The sequence below is a fragment of the Planococcus sp. CAU13 genome (assembly GCF_000775575.1).
In the GTDB taxonomy this organism is placed as follows: Bacteria; Bacillota; Bacilli; order Bacillales_A; family Planococcaceae; genus Planococcus.
The window spans coordinates 1-16486 of sequence record NZ_JRGN01000354.1; the positions used below are offsets into that span (position 1 = coordinate 1).

A 16486-nucleotide genomic window follows, 5' to 3' on the forward strand; every position below is an offset into this window, starting at 1 on the left:
CTTACAAATTCGCCTAGTTGTTTACTATTTCCCCGAGAGCTGTCTTTAATAAACTCCTAATTTTCGAATGAAATTGTAAGTAACCTATCGTTGAACGGAAAAGAGAGATACAAAATTCTATGAAAGCTAAAAAACTGTAACTATTTATAGTGTGTATTTTACTTAGACCAAAGAGGAGTTTTCATCAAAATATCGAAAGGAATATAGTGTATGAGGTAGTTTGAGAAAAATGTAAATTATTGAGGAGCGATAGAAATGACTTCTTGGCACCATCATATTCATAGATTTAAGAAGGGTGGTTCGAACGACGGTTCTTTCACTATAGTTGGATACACAGATGATGAACAAGCTAATAAAAAGTTAGAGTGGGAATTTGAAATTGATTCTGCAGGAGGATTGGTGCATTCGTCTCCTTCTTATATCCATGCACTTTATAAGGCTACTAAATTAGATGAATGCATTAAAGAGTTCTGGACCCTTCAGGAACAATTCAAGCTTAGATTCAAACCGGATTTAAAACATGGATATACAGCACGGGAAGACGACAATCATATTCGCTTTTATTAATATATAGGAGGTATTGATGATGATTTCCATCATAGTATATTTAAAAGAGAAAGATAAATACCCGGAACATATTTTTAGTCGAGAAGAAGACGGCAGTAAAGCAAGCGAATTACGTTCGGCAGTAGCTCAAGAGTTTGCCGATTACATTATTGATGGCAATAAAGAAAACCAACCCTATTTATATATAACGGTGGTCCCTATTAGAGAAAAGGGGAGTAAGATGGCAGCAAGTATCGTTTCTTCGGACCTGTGTTTTAAAAATGAAGTCCGGGAAGAATTGATTGCCTTTATCAAATCATATTGAACCAAAGCCGAAAGGCTTTTTTTTGTGGGAATTGCGCCGGTTAAGCAGAATTCTTCCTGAATTCCAGTCGGTGATAGAACTGGAACCCACGGGTTCCAGTGAAATGATTAATAGACAAGAGTACGATTGAGTTTAACAAAATGGGATAGAGTGCAACTGGAAAGCCCGTCGCATTAGCATTCTACTATTTCGCTACTTTAATTTTTTCTATCAGTTTAACAAAATCAATGTATAATAAAGGAAAGGTAAACTAGAGAGAGGAGAAGGGGCATGACCACTACCTATCCATTAAAAAACCGAGAAGACATCGAGGAAGTAAAAGATTACTTTTTGAAGGTGGAGAAAAATAAGCGGAACTACCTGTTATTCATGATTGGGATTTCCAGCGCACTTCGCATTTCCGATATCTTATCGCTCAAAGTGAGGGACTTAACCGACGACGGACGAAGAGCCAAAGAATCGATTGTCTTACAAGAAAAAAAAACGAAGAAGACAAAGCGGTTTGCGATTAGTCCGAATCTGCGCCGGTCAATCGAATCTTATCTGGCCGAATATAAGCCCAACTTTCACGATTATGTGTTTATCTCTAGACAAGGCAACCAACAACCGATTAGCCGATATAGAGCACTTCAAATCCTGGCACGTGCTTTAGAAGAATGTGGGCTCGGTCATTTACCCTTTGGAACACACGGGATGCGGAAGACGTTTGCGTTTCATTTATGGAAACAAGGGACGGATATCACTTATATCATGCGTCTATTAAATCACAGCAGTCCGAGAGAGACATTAGCCTATATCACTGTTGAACAAGATGAACTGGACGAAATTTATGTGAATTTAAATCTTTAATCGAAAATTCCTTGTTATATTGGAGGGAAAGTCGTTCGGTTGGGATGGAATTTTCTGTGCACATTGACGAGCGGTTCGCTGTCTATTAAAAAACGAGGAAAGTTCCATCGAAACCTACAGGGAGTAGGATATTCAATGAAACTTTCCTCGAGGAAACTTTCCCGAAACATAAACCTATATATATACGTAAAAAAAGTTCGACTTTGCACCCAGTTTTGAACGATATTGAGAAGTTCAAAAACCATCCTGGTGAATACAATAAAGCAGAAGATTGAAGTCTGCCTATTTGATTCCTTCAGTTTTTAGCTCGTTAATAACGTCTTTTAAAAATCTTCTAGTTTGGTCTATGTCCGCAATTACGCTTTTATCATAACGACTATCAGCCCATGATGTCTTGCCGACAGAACGTTTAAGCAATTTTCCACCTTCAATTAAATAGTGATTAGTTTCCTTAAAATTTCTATCAGAGAAATGTTTTGTTTTCGTAAATCCCTCGTTTGCTTCTAAAAGTTGTTGTATGAAATCTTTTGTGAATCTCATTATCATTACCCTCCTCGTATGTTGGGTTATATATTGGCTTAGTAAGCAAGATACACTTCAATTCAATCTGAGTTGAGGAAGAATTAGAATTTCAACTTAATTTTTATACGTGTAAACAGAATCCGACAATTCATTAAGACCCTTTATCGACGAATCCGAACCAATTTACTTTCAATAGCCACATCTCTGCCCAAGAGCACAATATAATAATCCCTGGATTTGTGTTCTAATGCGGTTGGATAGAAAACATCATCATCTTTATCGTAAAGTTCAAGGCGCTGCCCCGAAGTCAATTCGACCCCATCCACATGATAGCGTCCGTTTGGTTGCTTTCTCAAAGCACCTTCGGCCAGTATAGGTTTCTGCAAAAACTTAAGTGAATCCGTCATATCGAGTGCAGCGTCATAAATCCGGCGAAGCTGGATAAATTGACTCCGTTCATCAACGGAAACAGCTTCCGGGTCATATCGATGCTCGACATTCTCAAAGGCATCTTCAAAGCGCTGAAGAGCCTTTAATGCGTCATTTGCACTTTTCATTAATTCTTGAATATTGGTGGTCATTTGAAATCCCCCTAATAATCCGGTTTATGCTTTTAAGTGTAGCAGAATCAGCTTACAAGCTATATGAGAATCTTTTTGAGTCTTAATATTGTATTGGTGTTCTCTTTTCAACTATATTAGCTATAATGAATAAATGAATTAGAATTGAATTACTTATAAAGTACCTTTAAACACATTTACATAAAGTTATAATTAGTGAAGTGAATTGAACTTAAAACATATTTAATTCAAATTGAACTGATGCTCGATTAAGATTGAATTTACTTTGAATTAACGGACATGAAAGGGGGAATATTTATGCGGGACGACAATTGGTCAACAATAGGAGAAGTATCTAAAAACCTTGATATTGACGGAGCTAGATTAAGAGACTGGTGTAAAAAGGGTCTAATTGAGCACGATATGCGGTCGAACACACGGTATATTCCCGAATCCGAAATAGGAAAAATCGTGAAAATTCGTGATTTTTTTCAAGCTGCCAAAGATGCTGGGACTCGAAAAACTTTCGATGATGTCAGAGAAATGTTGGAAAAAGAAGACCTCTACTATAATCAGCAGCAAGACCTTCAATCAAGAGAAGAAGTTAAACGATATGAAAAGTCTATCAACGAAGCTATAAAGAATACCAGGTTAGAAGAATCTCTCTTATTGTTAGCAGAAAGATTGCGGGACCTTCCAACCCAGTCGGAAATGAATTCTTTCTTTGAGAGAGTCGAAAAACAAAAATTACTTGAAGATTCCTCTACTAAAAAAGAGTTGGAGAAAGTGGAAGAACAACTGGAGAAGTCAAATGCACAAAACAAGGAAATGGCAGAAACAATGGAGAAGATGCTTGAAAAAATGAATTCAATTCAAAATGAATTCAAGTCATTAAAAGAAGAAGAGAAAAAGGAAGAAAACGAAATCAAGCCCGAAAAGAAAGGGCTATTTGGAAGGTTTTTTAAATGAATTCAGATTAAATTACATACAATATAAAACCCGTCGATGATTCGCATCATCGACGGGTTTTATATTGTAAAAAGAAGATGAACTAGCGTTGTTCCAAGGTTTAATTTATGCTCATTTGAAGTCGGTTAGATAGCCTCTTCTTTCTTTTTTTAAGAAAACCCTATGTACCAAATTACTTAAGGTAAAAAAAGAGATTGAAAAATCCGGCAGCTAAACCGTATAATAAGAACAACTACATAATGAACGGAAAAAGAACTTCAGCGTGTCTAAGTAGTGTCCCCACACTCTTAAACCGTATTCCTCCTTGCACAACCAAGGATGAAACTCCTGCCAAAGTTCTTCACAACCTTATATGTAACTAATTATAAGGCTGTGTTGTAACTTTTTCAACAAATTATATTGACAGAAGTCAATATTTGACCGGAAAGGCACTGTTTCTCCTATTGTTTAATAGGAGATGCAGTGCCTTTTTCTGTTCCCTAGAGAAAGGGAGTTTTACAGAATGACTACTATGTTGACTTGTTTTAATGAAGATTTACAACGCTTTAACGGACGGATGCGGTTCAACACGCAACGGAAACAGGAAATAATCGATTCGATAGAAAATAAAATGTATGCCATGGGGAAATCTTTCAGAAAACTATTTACTCCAAAGAAGAGAGAAGTACTTGATGAAATAGCTTATTTGTTAACCGGTTCGGGGATTTGTACTATCGGAACAGACAAACTTATGCAAAAGTGCGGTATAAAGAGTCGTACTACAGTTGTAGAAGCGGTTAGAGCAATGAAAGAGAGCGGGGATATTTTGGTATGTCGACTAGCAAATAATCATGCTGGTAAATACGTGTTCGTTTTGAAGACTCATCCAAATTTCGAAGAGATTATGGAGCAAGTTTTTCACATTCATCCGACCGATACCTTTCATGCGATTGAACATCAAAACGAACATCAAAGTGAACATCAAAATGAACATCTTCAAAACTCTGAAGTCGTTGATGCTCTAAGCGTAAACCAAGAAAATCCAAGTCCTATCTATTCTATCTCTTTTAATCTTTTAAATCTTTTAAAACAAGATTCAATACATAATATAGCGAATCACATAGATAATGAGCTTTTGAATGCTAAAAAAAACGAACAAGAATCCCTAAGAATTGATGAATATCTTTCAGAACGTCAAAAGGCTTTTTACGAACAAATTAAAAACAATGAAGATTTACTTCCTGTAATACGAGACAATGCATCTCTTATTGCCCTACGAATTGCTAAAAAGTATTACCCTGGATTAGTACAAAAATCGCTATATAAAATGAACGAGCAGTTGCATCTTGGAAAATCGATAGAAAGTATTCCAGCTTATTTTGTTGAATGCTGTAGCAATTTAATGAAAAAAGGAATGGATAAGAATAAGCTTGAACTTGAATATCAACCTGGAGCCGACACGGGGAGAAGAAAACCAGCGCCAAAATTTTATAATTGGTTGGAAGATATAAGTTAACATGACGTAGTTATCCTTGTGCTTAGGTGAAAATACAGCTAATTTTGACACGCTTATTTATCTCACTTAAGATTAAAGAAATGAAAACATATGTTCCGGGAGCCGAACTCAGGATTCGGTAACCAATAAAGTGAATCAGGGGGAAAATGATATGGAAATGAAGAAATTGAAAATAAAACCAGTCAAAGCCCCAGCAAAAGCGCGCCCCATTTTAAAATGGGCCGGCGGTAAGACTCAAATGTTAGACGTTCTTTTAGCTGCAGCACCGGCAAAATATAACAAGTATATAGAGCCTTTCGTAGGTGGGGGAGCTGTCTTTTTTGCCCTCCAGCCGGATAAAGCAATAATAGCGGATTCGAACGAAGAACTGATTAATTTATACAAAACTGTTTCTTCAGACGTTGATGCAGTAATTGAACAGCTGAAAGAAATGAAAAATGAAAAAGAATTCTTTTTAAGTACTCGTGCCAAAGATATTAATTTGATGTCTCCCGTCGAGCGGGCGGCTCGTACAGTTTACTTGAATAAAACATGCTTCAATGGCTTATATCGTGTTAACAAAAAAGGAATGTTTAACGTTCCTTTCGCTAACTCCAAAAATCCGAAAATCTGTGATGAAGATAATTTAAGAGCCGTGAGTGAACTCCTTCAAAACACGGAAATAGTACATGGAGATTACAAAAAAATATTAGCTCAATACGCAGAGCCTGGAGATTTCATATTCCTTGACCCCCCGTATTTACCTATTAGTGAGTATTCGGATTTCAAGCGATACACAAAAGAGCAATTTTATGAAGAAGACCAAGTAGAATTGGCTGCAGAAGTAAAAAGACTTCATGAGTTAGGCTGTCATGTTTTGTTAACTAATTCGAATCATCCTCTGGTTCATGAGTTATATGCTGATTTCGAAATCAGTGTACATCAAACCAAAAGAAATATTAACAGCAACGGAGCAAAGAGAAGCGGGGAAGATGTATTGGTAAGAGTAGAACCAAAGAAGCATCTAGTCTCTGTTCCAGAGTTGGTAAAGTTACCTGAACAAGTAGATAAGTATCCAACAACTCGTTTTATGGGGAGTAAAAGGAACCTCTTAGAGAACATCTGGAGCGTGGCTTCTCAATTCGAATTCGATACCGTGACGGATTTGTTTTCCGGAAGTGGGATTGTCTCTTATATGTTCAAAGCTCAAGGGAAGCAAGTCTTGAGCAATGACTACATGGCTTTTTCTGCAACTTTTACCAAGGCATTGATTGAAAACAACAAAGACGTATTGTCAAAAAATGATATCAAAAAACTCCTTGAGGCAAATGTTGAATTGGATAATTTCGTATCTGAGAAATTTAAAGATATTTACTTTAATGATGAAGACAATGCCTTTATAGACCATATGAGAAAAGCAATTCCTTTATTAAGAAATAAAAATAAACAAGCTCTTGCTATGGCATCGCTCGTTCGGGCGTGTATGAAACGTAGACCAAGAGGAATTTTTACTTTCGTAGGCTTAGATAAATATAATGACGGTCGTCGAGACTTGCAGATTTCTTTGAAGGAACACTTTTTAGATGCGGTCGAAGTTTACAACGCAGCTGTTTTCGACAATGGGGAGAAAAATCATTCTCGCAATGGCGATGCGATGTCATTCAATAAAAAAGCTGATTTAGTTTACATGGACCCTCCATATTTCAGTCCCCATTCCGATAATGAATATATAAGACGTTATCATTTTGTTGAAGGGCTAGCCCGAGATTGGGAAGGTATTGAGATACAAGAAGAGACGAAGACAAAGAAATTCAAAAACTATCCAACGCCATTTAGTTCACGTAAAGGGGCGCACGAAGCGTTTGACCTTTTATTTAAAAAGTATAAGGATAGTGTTTTGATTGTTTCATACTCTTCAAATTCTTTACCTACCAAAGACGAGATGCTCGAACTTTTAGCAAAACACAAAGAAAACGTTGAGGTTATCTCTGTTAATCATCAATATTCGTTTGGGAATCAAAACCACAAAATAGGAGACAATAGAAATACTGTCGAAGAATACTTATTTGTGGCTTACTGAGAAGCGGGGGAAATGTAAATGGCTTGGATAATTGGAGACAATAGTCTTCGAAACGCTCTAAGATTAAAAGAAGGTCTCGAAGTAATAGTGAATTCAGAATTTCATGGAGATTTAAGTTCTTCCAATGAAGAAGGAATATGCTCTTTATTAGAAAGAGAAGGAATAGTTGAACTCAGACAAGAAAGTGGAAGTGCAGTAGCTCGCAAATGGCGACTGGTAACAATCCGGTTAGGATTCATCCATCCGGAAACCCATTTAGTTACGGCGAATGGGCGTCGATTAATTCACGCGCAATCTCTTCCCGAACAAGAAGATTGTTTTCTCCGGGCTTTACTAGCTCATCAATTACCATCTGAAATTCATTCTTTACGAGGCAGGGGTGACGTGAACAATCCGTTTAGTCCTCTTCGAATGACATTAGAAGTTCTTACACGTCTTGAAGAAGTAGGAGAAGATGCCTTCATTACAAAGGAAGAAATGGGTTGCATATTAATTTTTCATTATGATATGAACGATGTTCCAATAATAGTTGAAGAAATTATCGATTATAGAAGGCAAAAAAGAGAGCATGTAGGACGAGTCAACCGCTTTGTAGCAGCATACCGAGAACAAGCTATTGCGTCACGTCCTGAAGAAGGGGTAGGAGTTACAAGCTTAACTTCTTACGCTGACGTCAATTTCAGATATTTCAAGGCTACTGGCCTGTTCGCTGATGAAGGAATTTCTCGATTAAGTATAGCTGTTCCTAAACGAATAATAGTTGAGCAAATTCTTGCGATTCCTTACGAATCGATACCGGTTGAAGAATACATAGAAACGTTGACTCGGGGAGCCTCGTTGCCTACAGATAATGAGAATGAAGCAATTGTTGCAATTCGTGATTTGCATCGAATTTTAGTCGACTACAATGTTGACCCCGATGACTTACCGGATAATCTTCATCAACTACCGGTAGAAGATTTAGCTATTCTTCGCATTAGGTTTGAAAATCAATGGCTTCAATTTCAAGAGAGAGAATATGCTTCCCGGCAACGCCTTGAGTGGGAAGAGATTATCAGGTATTTAGAATTACTCCAGGGACATCGGCGACGACCAAGAGCTGGAGGACAGGCGAACGCTGTCGGCGAACGCATCAGAATTCCTCAAGGAGAAGCACCAGCTTACTTAGAATGGACCATCTGGAGAGCTTTTCTTGCTATCAATTCTCTTCGAAATGAGCCTTGGGAGTCTCGGAAGTTTACAGTAGATAGAGAATTCTTACCACTTCGCCATGCCCCAGGTGGGGATGCGGATATGATATTTGAATTTGATGATTTTGTTTTTGTGGTAGAAGTAACCCTTACAACTTCATCACGGCAAGAAGCTGCTGAAGGAGAACCGGTGAGGCGGCATGTAGCTCAACACGTCGATTACTATGCAGCAGCAGGTAAGGACGTGTATGGAATATTTATTGCCAACTCTATCGATACAAATACCGCTGAAACGTTTAGAATAGGGGTTTGGTATCGGGGAGACGATTCACATATGAACGTCCATATTGTACCAATTACTTTAGCAGGTTTTACTAACATTTTTGAGGCGCTGTTTAGAAGCCAATATTCTGGAAGAATGGATGAGTTCCTCAAATTTCTAGTGATAGAGTTACGTTCTAGAAGTTCTGAAACTGCACCAAATTGGAAAAGATATATTGAAGAATTAGTAGCGAGAAGAGTACAAGGGCTTTCCTCTCCAGCTGAATAAGATTTCGGTGCCAACGATTTATGGAATTTTTTTAGATAAAAACAATAGAGTTAGGTTATCAACTTTATAGAACGTAAAGAGCATTGACTACGACAAAATTTCTTTCTTTAAAAAAAGAAAATTACGTCGTCTATAGTCAATGCTCTTTTTGCATTTGGGTAATATAATAATTTTTCTTCTTCTAGATTAAATTTAGATATTTATTTTAATCGAATTTCTTTCTAGGGCGACGTTCGATTAATTCATCTTTATATACGTCAATTCGGTGAAGGTGTCTGCCGGTTAATCTTACGGATTTAAGATTTCCGTCGTCGTCGAGTATATCTTCCTTTTCATTCTCCAGCCCGTAAGCAACACGGTCTTCTCCAATTTTCTCTTTAATTTGGATGTACAAATCGATTATTCTTTCTGCTTCTTTTGCATTTTCGGTTTCAAAAGTCAGAAAAAAATCTCTTGGTCTCATCGTCAACACACTCCTTTATACTTTGGCAGTCGAACTTCAGCATACTCCTAGGTGTTGTTGTTAATTTCAATAATCATAATATATTCATCGTCACTAATATACACCGCAAGAAAGTTTTTAGAAGCACGCGAATTTTCAATTCTAAAATGGTCCTCATATACTAAAAGAAAAGGAAAGACGGTGAAGGATATGGAGAACAAGGGCGATGAAAAACTCTTCAAGGAACGGATTCAGAAAGAGATGCAGGAGTTGTTATTTGAAGTTTTTTTAGCTGGGGCAACTGACCGCCAAGTGCAACCGATTATCGACAAGGGCGAGATGATGCCAGAGGAAGTAGCAGAAATTAAGCAGAAGGCGAATGACGAGCTGATGAAGAGGCAAAAGAAGGACACCGAACGTATCCAGATACCTCGCAATCCGAACCGTCGACCGACCAACATTCGTATGGACAAAATGAAAGCTAAAATGAGGGTAGAAGACGACGAGCTTATAAATCGTATTGATGCTGTCGACAGGAGCCGAGAGGAATTAGGAAAAAAGACAGAAACGCCCACTAAACCGAAATCTCGGAACAGACCACCTGTAAACCCTAATTATAAGCCGACCACAGTAGATATGGATGCTTTTCGAAGACGGCTTCGTGCAGAGTCTGCAGAAAAAATTCGATTAATTCGAGAACGGGATTGGTAAGGACATTATGACCGTGATTAAATAAATGCTACATTCGTGAAAAAATTGCACTGCAAGTTATTATTCGACTTTTTAATTGTCGAAAAAAGTCGAATGAATAACTAATTATCGTCTAAAAATCTTCTAATTTCCTTTTTTCTTTCTTCAAAAATTTTCAATGCAGCGGTGGTAAGCTCCTCTCCCGATAAAAAGTTGGTATCATCTTTTCGTTGTTCTAGTATAGCTGCCAAGACTGCTTCTTCTAATTCATGTTCAACAAGATTCAGATACTCTAGAAAAGCTTGGAAAATTTCAGGTTCAAGAAGGACTCCGATTGTTTCTCCCCGGTCGATGATTTGAAGCGCACCTAGATTTTCTAATTCTTCTCGCCATTCGGTCGAGCGGTCAAATTTGGGTAATTCCACGCGTACCTCGATTTCGGAATCTTGGCGTACTTTTTGGATTTTATGGAGCAACTCCATTTTCTTTTTTAAGGCAGCTACGGCTTCTTGTTTCTTAGTCATATTCGCAACTCCTTACATCTGTTTTCTTTGAATTTAGTATATCATCAACGGATTTAAGTATATCTTCCGGTGTAAGGGACTTTTCAGGTCACGAAGAACAGATATGATTAAATTTTAAAAAACACATGAGTTTATACCTTGTAATGTTGTAAAATAATAGTAAATTGCTACTATGTAGAATGGAAGGTCGAAAAATGAGTTTGAGAACTTGTAGTTCTACAACTAGAATATGCGCGATGTGTGTTCAATGGAATGGCTATCAAGGAGGGTCATATGTAGCTCCTAAAAAAAATGCAAGAAACTTTTGGGAGTATGATTCAGAAGAAAAACAGATTTGTTTTAAAAAGCATTTTGAAATGAAAGCATGGAATAGCTGTAGTGATTGGCAAAAAAAATATTAGTTAATTTCAAAACGGGGAGATGTAATCATGGGATTTTGGGATAGTTTAGGAGAAGGTTTGAAAAATGCAGGGGAAAATAGAGCTGCTTATGACGAAAAGGTAGCTAATTATATGAATAGGTATCAACACAAAAGTACAGACGAATTAATGAAGCAAGGTAAAAGAGCGAGTTCGACAGCTGAAAGAGTAGCAATTAAGAAAATTTTAGATGAGCGTAGATAATTTTAAAAGCTAAGACCCGGATTAAAGGTCTTAGCTTTTTAATTTAAAATCGTTTATACGAAAACCCTCAAGAATGAGGCTTCAAATCAGTTGAATATTTACCGACAAACTCCAGTAAACTTTGTGCGATAAGGTCTTGGATTTTCAAATGCGGAAACTGTTTAGAGCAATGTACAATGAATTTTTCGTATACAGCCTGGTTGATGCGAATATTCTTATTAACGAAAATAGCGCCAGGGCTATAAATCTCTTTATCCAGCGACAATACAATGCCTTCTTCAAAATCCGTCACCAATTGTTTCAGTTTCTCTAAATTATCCCGTAAAAACGCCATTTCAAGGCTCTCAGTGCTATTGTTTTGGTTTTTGAGCCATATAGCATCCTTTGGACTTCGAACGAATTTAAAGTACTTGTTTTCACGTGCGATGTAGGTAAAATCCTCCTTCATCATTTCCTTGGATAGTATCGATTGACTCACCCCAATTAATTCGGCAACTTCACTCTGATTTCTTCCGATGAGGAGTTTGTTGACGGCTTCGGCTCGTTTATCTTTTTCCATTGAGAAGAACACTTCTTTGTTCATGTAACCATCTCCCTTCTTTTTTTTATGTTATTGCATTTATGTTCACTTTATAACCGCATTGAAACTGCTGGAACAATTCTTGAATGTCTTATAGGTATACTCAAAAAAATGAGTATAGACGGATAGTTAGAAACTCTCGATGATAAAGACAAGGTGATTGTTTTGCTGGAGTCGGAATAACATAATATGAACCGAAAAATAGGCGAAGCCTCAAGCTTCAACATGGAGGAATTAAAGTGGAGAACAATCAAAAAGGGAAAGAAAATGGAATGCATCAGCAGGAACCGACACAAAAGGCAGTAGAAGCTGGCTTAAGATTCAAGAGAGCCCGAGAAAATCGACAATTATCGATAGATGCTGCAGCTGAATTGAGCGATGGAGTGTCTGCCTCTTATATCTTTCGGATTGAAAAAGGAAGAATCCCGAGCTTTTCAGTTGTACAGAAATTAGCAGATGCTTATCAAGTTTCCGTGGAAACCTTATTGGGAATGGATGAAGACTGGGAAAATGAAAAGGGAGAAGAAAAGACACCGGATGTAAATTTTCCATCCGGTGACCGAAGGTACACTTATCAAGACTATCTAGATTGGTCAGGACGTTGGGAACTGATTCACGGGGTTCCTTATGAGGTTAAGACTCCTGATATGTTGCATCAACGTATGGTTGCTCGAATTTGTGTTGCTCTGGGCTCCCATATTGGGGCACATATGGGGAATAACGGACACGAAATTTTTACAGCCCCGTTTCCGGTTCGACTCAGTTCCGAAGATGACTATGAAAATGCTGATACAGTAGTGCAGCCGGATATATCAGTAGTTTTTGATGGACAATTTGATGAAAAAGGTCTTAAAGGAGCGCCTCAGGTTGTAGTAGAAGTTTTATCATTGCCTTTAGCGCTAAATGACAGAACGAAAAAATTCGAATTGTACCAGGAAAGTGGTGTTCAGGAATATTGGATTGCCGACCCACTGAATAAAACTATTGAAGTTTATAACTTCCAGGGAGAGGGACCAGTGGAAGTGATTTTCATAAGTAAGGAAGGCAATCTACGCTCTTCTTACTTGCCGAATTTCTGTATCCCTATCCGTCTTTTATTAGAATAATCTTGTTGGAAGACCGGTTTATATCGGTCTTTTTTTAATGAAATTTGCTCCAAAATCACGGACTGAAACGTAAAAAGATGATTTGTGCTCGAAATCTCCGTACCGAAACGTATTTTTTGAACATTTTTTCGTTATAGAGCGGAGATTTTGGACAAGATTACATAAGACAGCACTCAGATTGAACGCATATTTCAGAAATGATATTATATGAGTAACAAAAGGTGAGTGGGCACCTGATAATCAACCTGAAATCATTCCGGACTTCGGTCGTCGGACACGTTGGTAGGCAACATAAAAACTCGCATTTCGAACAGTTTATCATGAGTTGAGCGAGCAACAGAATAACCTAAAATCACTCCAGACTTCGGGCGCTGGAGAAGTTGGCAGGCAACAAAAAAACCCAATACAAAGAGAAGGAGGCTAAGTGATTTTAGCCTCCTTCTCTTTGCTTTAAATGCTTTTTGTTTAATCTGGCATGAGAATTCGTCTGACAAGAGATTGGTTAATGAATGCTCAAGTAATAAGACCATCAACACGAGTCTATTTGAAGGAACGGAATTCGTGCTCAAAAACTCCGTCCTGAGATGTATTTTTGAACATTTGGACCAAAAACTCATATGGGACAGGGTATTCGGAAGATTTAGGTCATAACCGGATATCCAAAAGAAAATAGTTTTTCGTTACATAGCGGAGATTTGTGACATATTTCTCAACAAGAGTCCCCAAATTGAATACATACTCAAGAAATACCCATACTTGTGCTATTTTTTATCCAAGAAGCAATTAATCTCTTCAGATATGGCATAACAAACGCCTTGAATGAGAGCTTTTGTCTACTATGTCGCGAAAATTCGTCTTATGACATAAAAATCGTAGTTTATTGCCCATGGAGGCAATAGGGTTATCGTGATAAGCCTATTGGAGAAGAACGGGGTTCGTGCTCGAGAACTCCGTCCTGAAACGTCGAAATGAGCACGAGTATGCATAGAAATCCATAAAGGAGTGGCTGGTTCATACACCTGCAAATATTACAGCCAAAGGATTCTCAATCTTCTTCTCCACGCCCAAATCGATTTTAGTATTCTTTGGAATAAGGAATGGGTTAATGTCTAATTTATTTAGCTGTTGAAGGCGCTTTTTAATCAAGTACTTCGTGTACTTCGGCATCTTCTCGCCAGAAACAGCAGTCTTCTTCAACTTTTGAATACTTTTGAAGCCATGGACGGAGATGTCACACAAAAACTCCCGTAAGCTTTCTTTTTCTTTCGGCTTCAATCCACTGTCCTCTACCATTTTTTCTGCCATATTTATTTTATAGAAATTCCCTCCATGAAAGAATGGAGACATCTGTTTCACCATGTATTCCTTCCAGAACGCCTCGGTCATATAATTTTTCAATGTCTTTGCTAGGGCATCTTCACTTCTTTTTCTGTAATTTAGGTGACGGTTTAATAGGCGCACTTCAAAACGCAATACATCTTTTTCGTACATTTCTATCGGCTGCAGCCTTGCATTGCGCTCTTCCTCTTTGTCATAAGCAATGATATTTATCGATTTGGAATTGAAGTAAAGAGAAGTCTTGTACCGGTCATCCTTTTTCTTGAAGCGATGAGTTTCATAAGACTTTCGATAAAGCTTTAATAAAAGCTGTCGATGGTTTTTATCCGTCACCACAGCATCGAAGCGGTAATCTATTCTCGTCAGGGTAATCTCTTTTAATTCATCTCCGAAAACGAACGTCAAAAACTGGTTTATTTTATTCGTTGTGATGGTAGCATCCTTTTCAGAGATATCGGCTTTTCCAAGGAGTTTGATGAAATCAACGTAAATGGACAAAGACCACCCAAATGTGTTCTTTTTTAAAGCGGTTGTGATGCCGGGAGAGTGCCCATCAATTTTTTTTGATAACAAATCGGTATTCTCCTTAAACTTTCGTGTCAATCCGGATACTTCCTGGTCTTCGAGTCTGCAATAAAACTTGGCTGTATGAAGCATGCAACATCTTCCTCTCTGTCTTTTAATTGTGTTGTTTAATGGTTTTACGGGAAATCTAGAATGCAGTAACAGTAAAGGTTTTCCTTTGTTTTTGTATACTATTTTTCCCTGATTCGAACGTTATTATTTATTACCGGCGCCTCTTTTGTAGAGGTGATATAAAGGTATTATATAGAGCACCAGCAACATTCATTCATTACCTGTGAGGGAGTTGTATAGAATCATCCCGTCCTCGTAATTAATCCGTTTCTGGTATGCCTTCGCTCTTCGGTAGGAGTATCATAGAACAAAATAAAGACTTCACTCCAGTTTTCAAGTGTCGAGCTATGTCGGAGGGGTTCGAGCTCTTCAGCGGCCCCTGTTAAGTGGGGGAATCAAAAATGGAAAGGCAGGAACTGATATGGAAAAAGATTTAGACAGACAGGAAATCGAAAAAGAGGTGCTCCGGGAGGTGCTCATTAAATCATTCAAGTTTCCGAGATTCGATACGCTGCAGGAATATTTGCGACAACGAGCAGGTCTAAGCGATGACGAGCTCCAAGAAATTCGATATCAAGTTGGAGCCATGAGCTCTGTAGAAAGAATGGGGTATGTAAGTTGGAAGAACCATATTGCTGAACGAAAGAAAGAGCTGGTCAACACGACCCTTCCCAAACTTCTTGTCAGTGAAGTCGATGAAAGTGTCATCCAGCTATTGATTGAAATGGGCGAGTTGAGCGAAGAAGACGTAGCCGACGCTAAACGCAAAGTTGAAAAAAATGAAGAATGACGTCAGCAAAATAAAGAAAAAATTGAGGTAAGACACGAGGAGAAATATATTTATTAAGGAAAATAAAAGTAGTGTGATAGGTAATTTGACTTTTCTGTAAAATTGACATAGAATGGAATGATAGGTGGAATATGCACTTTTTTGAAAATATTCCTCTGTTACATAGCTCGAAACTGATTTTTGGCAAAAAAAATAAGCCATAATCGGCTTTTTTGTTGTTCCAAATTCCAGGGTTCGCCCTGTTTATATAGATGACGGTAATTCGAATTTCAAATAAATACTGAAAGGATATGTGATATGTGGTCTATAACTCATTGAAAACATATGATTTGTCTCCTGTAAGTGGAAAGGAGAACAATAACTATGGTGAATCGTATTTTAGATTTGTTGATTGGATTGTGTATTGGTCAATTTTTACCTTTAACAATCGTAGTATTCGGTTTTACTGTACATTGGGCTTTTCTCTGTCTTTGTACAGTAGCAAGTTATTTGCTGTTAAAGAAACTTTTTCATTCGTCATTGAAACTTGGCTGGTTTCTGATGAATAAGTTAGTTTTAACAGTAAAAGCTGAAGTGTTAAAAGAACTCATGAAAGAAGTAGAATGATGTAACATCCACTTTGTCCTGAACCGTTGGCGCGGTTTGGGACTTTTTTTGTCTATAAATATTGTAGTTACTTGTAGTTACTTGTA

18 protein-coding genes are annotated in these 16486 nt (G+C 37.7%); 12 read left to right on the plus strand and 6 right to left on the minus strand.

What is annotated here, in order from left to right; translation table 11 throughout:
* Positions 1-255 precede the first annotated feature (255 nt).
* The 3 genes from KW93_RS16635 to KW93_RS16645 all read left to right on the plus strand — a co-directional run bounded on the left by KW93_RS16635 (position 256) and on the right by KW93_RS16645 (position 1720).
* On the plus strand, positions 256-567 hold the full coding sequence (locus tag KW93_RS16635) for a hypothetical protein (protein ID WP_033544180.1): 312 nt from the start codon (positions 256-258) through the stop codon (positions 565-567).
* Positions 568-586: 19 nt separating this feature from the next.
* Entirely contained in the window at positions 587-871 is a 285-nt protein-coding gene (locus tag KW93_RS16640) for a hypothetical protein (protein ID WP_033544181.1), read from the plus strand.
* Positions 872-1141: 270 nt separating this feature from the next.
* Entirely contained in the window at positions 1142-1720 is a 579-nt protein-coding gene (locus KW93_RS16645) for a tyrosine-type recombinase/integrase (RefSeq protein ID WP_033544182.1), read from the plus strand.
* A gap of 282 nt (positions 1721-2002) precedes the next feature.
* Here the strand turns inward: KW93_RS16645 and KW93_RS16650 are convergent, their stop codons facing one another.
* Positions 2003-2260, minus strand: coding sequence for a hypothetical protein (locus KW93_RS16650; protein WP_033544183.1), 258 nt, complete (start codon positions 2258-2260; stop codon positions 2003-2005).
* 143 nt (positions 2261-2403) lie between these two features.
* Positions 2404-2823: a DUF5348 domain-containing protein gene (locus KW93_RS16655; RefSeq protein WP_033544184.1), complete on the minus strand. Its 420-nt coding sequence runs from the start codon at positions 2821-2823 to the stop codon at positions 2404-2406.
* Positions 2824-3120: 297 nt separating this feature from the next.
* On the opposite strand from KW93_RS16655, the gene KW93_RS16660 reads away from it, so the two are divergent.
* From KW93_RS16660 to KW93_RS16675, 4 genes are all read left to right on the plus strand, one after another.
* Positions 3121-3771 (plus strand): hypothetical protein, encoded by a 651-nt coding sequence (locus KW93_RS16660; protein ID WP_033544185.1) that lies wholly within the window; start codon positions 3121-3123, stop codon positions 3769-3771.
* A 502-nt stretch (positions 3772-4273) separates the two neighbouring features.
* The gene (locus tag KW93_RS16665) at positions 4274-5266 is read left to right on the plus strand and encodes a hypothetical protein (protein WP_033544186.1); all 993 of its coding nucleotides are present in this window, start codon (positions 4274-4276) and stop codon (positions 5264-5266) included.
* A gap of 151 nt (positions 5267-5417) precedes the next feature.
* Positions 5418-7325 carry a Dam family site-specific DNA-(adenine-N6)-methyltransferase gene (locus KW93_RS16670; RefSeq protein ID WP_033544187.1) on the plus strand — a complete coding sequence of 636 codons (1908 nt, stop codon included), beginning with the start codon at positions 5418-5420 and terminating at the stop codon, positions 7323-7325.
* A gap of 18 nt (positions 7326-7343) precedes the next feature.
* A complete protein-coding gene (locus KW93_RS16675; protein WP_033544188.1) occupies positions 7344-9065 on the plus strand; it encodes an AlwI family type II restriction endonuclease in 1722 nt (573 codons plus the stop codon).
* Between the two features lie 205 nt (positions 9066-9270).
* On the opposite strand, the gene KW93_RS16680 is transcribed toward KW93_RS16675, so the two are convergent.
* A complete protein-coding gene (locus tag KW93_RS16680; protein WP_033544189.1) occupies positions 9271-9528 on the minus strand; it encodes a hypothetical protein in 258 nt (85 codons plus the stop codon).
* Between the two features lie 180 nt (positions 9529-9708).
* Between KW93_RS16680 and KW93_RS16685 the strand changes: the two genes are divergently transcribed.
* Positions 9709-10218, plus strand: coding sequence for a hypothetical protein (locus KW93_RS16685; protein WP_033544190.1), 510 nt, complete (start codon positions 9709-9711; stop codon positions 10216-10218).
* A gap of 101 nt (positions 10219-10319) precedes the next feature.
* Here KW93_RS16685 and KW93_RS16690 read toward each other — a convergent pair whose 3' ends face one another.
* Positions 10320-10721: a hypothetical protein gene (locus KW93_RS16690; protein ID WP_033544191.1), complete on the minus strand. Its 402-nt coding sequence runs from the start codon at positions 10719-10721 to the stop codon at positions 10320-10322.
* Between the two features lie 428 nt (positions 10722-11149).
* Here KW93_RS16690 and KW93_RS16695 point away from each other — a divergent pair, with 428 nt between their 5' ends.
* Positions 11150-11344, plus strand: a complete 195-nt coding sequence (locus KW93_RS16695) for a hypothetical protein (RefSeq protein ID WP_033544192.1) — start codon at positions 11150-11152, stop codon at positions 11342-11344.
* Between the two features lie 67 nt (positions 11345-11411).
* Here KW93_RS16695 and KW93_RS16700 read toward each other — a convergent pair whose 3' ends face one another.
* Entirely contained in the window at positions 11412-11927 is a 516-nt protein-coding gene (locus KW93_RS16700) for a hypothetical protein (RefSeq protein WP_033544193.1), read from the minus strand.
* Positions 11928-12163: 236 nt separating this feature from the next.
* Here KW93_RS16700 and KW93_RS16705 point away from each other — a divergent pair, with 236 nt between their 5' ends.
* Positions 12164-13030: a Uma2 family endonuclease gene (locus KW93_RS16705; RefSeq protein WP_052131674.1), complete on the plus strand. Its 867-nt coding sequence runs from the start codon at positions 12164-12166 to the stop codon at positions 13028-13030.
* Between the two features lie 1011 nt (positions 13031-14041).
* Here the strand turns inward: KW93_RS16705 and KW93_RS16710 are convergent.
* Positions 14042-15025 (minus strand): phage/plasmid replication domain-containing protein, encoded by a 984-nt coding sequence (locus KW93_RS16710; RefSeq protein ID WP_033544194.1) that lies wholly within the window; start codon positions 15023-15025, stop codon positions 14042-14044.
* Between the two features lie 400 nt (positions 15026-15425).
* On the opposite strand from KW93_RS16710, the gene KW93_RS16715 reads away from it, so the two are divergent.
* Entirely contained in the window at positions 15426-15794 is a 369-nt protein-coding gene (locus tag KW93_RS16715) for a hypothetical protein (protein ID WP_033544195.1), read from the plus strand.
* Positions 15795-16157: 363 nt separating this feature from the next.
* Positions 16158-16400 (plus strand): hypothetical protein, encoded by a 243-nt coding sequence (locus KW93_RS16720; protein ID WP_033544196.1) that lies wholly within the window; start codon positions 16158-16160, stop codon positions 16398-16400.
* Positions 16401-16486 lie beyond the last annotated feature (86 nt).

Bases quoted from the DNA above. Each gene is read 5' to 3' on its own strand.
- KW93_RS16635 (WP_033544180.1), top strand. From the start codon at position 256: ATGACTTCTTGGCACCATCATATTCATAGATTTAAGAAGGGTGGTTCG.
- KW93_RS16660 (WP_033544185.1), top strand. From the start codon at position 3,121: ATGCGGGACGACAATTGGTCAACAATAGGAGAAGTATCTAAAAACCTT.
- KW93_RS16710 (WP_033544194.1), bottom strand. From the start codon at position 15,025: ATGCTTCATACAGCCAAGTTTTATTGCAGACTCGAAGACCAGGAAGTA.
- KW93_RS16645 (WP_033544182.1), top strand. From the start codon at position 1,142: ATGACCACTACCTATCCATTAAAAAACCGAGAAGACATCGAGGAAGTA.
- KW93_RS16655 (WP_033544184.1), bottom strand. From the start codon at position 2,823: ATGACCACCAATATTCAAGAATTAATGAAAAGTGCAAATGACGCATTA.
- KW93_RS16665 (WP_033544186.1), top strand. From the start codon at position 4,274: ATGACTACTATGTTGACTTGTTTTAATGAAGATTTACAACGCTTTAAC.
- KW93_RS16650 (WP_033544183.1), bottom strand. From the start codon at position 2,260: ATGAGATTCACAAAAGATTTCATACAACAACTTTTAGAAGCAAACGAG.
- KW93_RS16700 (WP_033544193.1), bottom strand. From the start codon at position 11,927: ATGAACAAAGAAGTGTTCTTCTCAATGGAAAAAGATAAACGAGCCGAA.
- KW93_RS16695 (WP_033544192.1), top strand. From the start codon at position 11,150: ATGGGATTTTGGGATAGTTTAGGAGAAGGTTTGAAAAATGCAGGGGAA.
- KW93_RS16670 (WP_033544187.1), top strand. From the start codon at position 5,418: ATGGAAATGAAGAAATTGAAAATAAAACCAGTCAAAGCCCCAGCAAAA.
- KW93_RS16715 (WP_033544195.1), top strand. From the start codon at position 15,426: ATGGAAAAAGATTTAGACAGACAGGAAATCGAAAAAGAGGTGCTCCGG.
- KW93_RS16640 (WP_033544181.1), top strand. From the start codon at position 587: ATGATTTCCATCATAGTATATTTAAAAGAGAAAGATAAATACCCGGAA.
- KW93_RS16690 (WP_033544191.1), bottom strand. From the start codon at position 10,721: ATGACTAAGAAACAAGAAGCCGTAGCTGCCTTAAAAAAGAAAATGGAG.
- KW93_RS16680 (WP_033544189.1), bottom strand. From the start codon at position 9,528: ATGAGACCAAGAGATTTTTTTCTGACTTTTGAAACCGAAAATGCAAAA.
- KW93_RS16675 (WP_033544188.1), top strand. From the start codon at position 7,344: ATGGCTTGGATAATTGGAGACAATAGTCTTCGAAACGCTCTAAGATTA.
- KW93_RS16720 (WP_033544196.1), top strand. From the start codon at position 16,158: ATGGTGAATCGTATTTTAGATTTGTTGATTGGATTGTGTATTGGTCAA.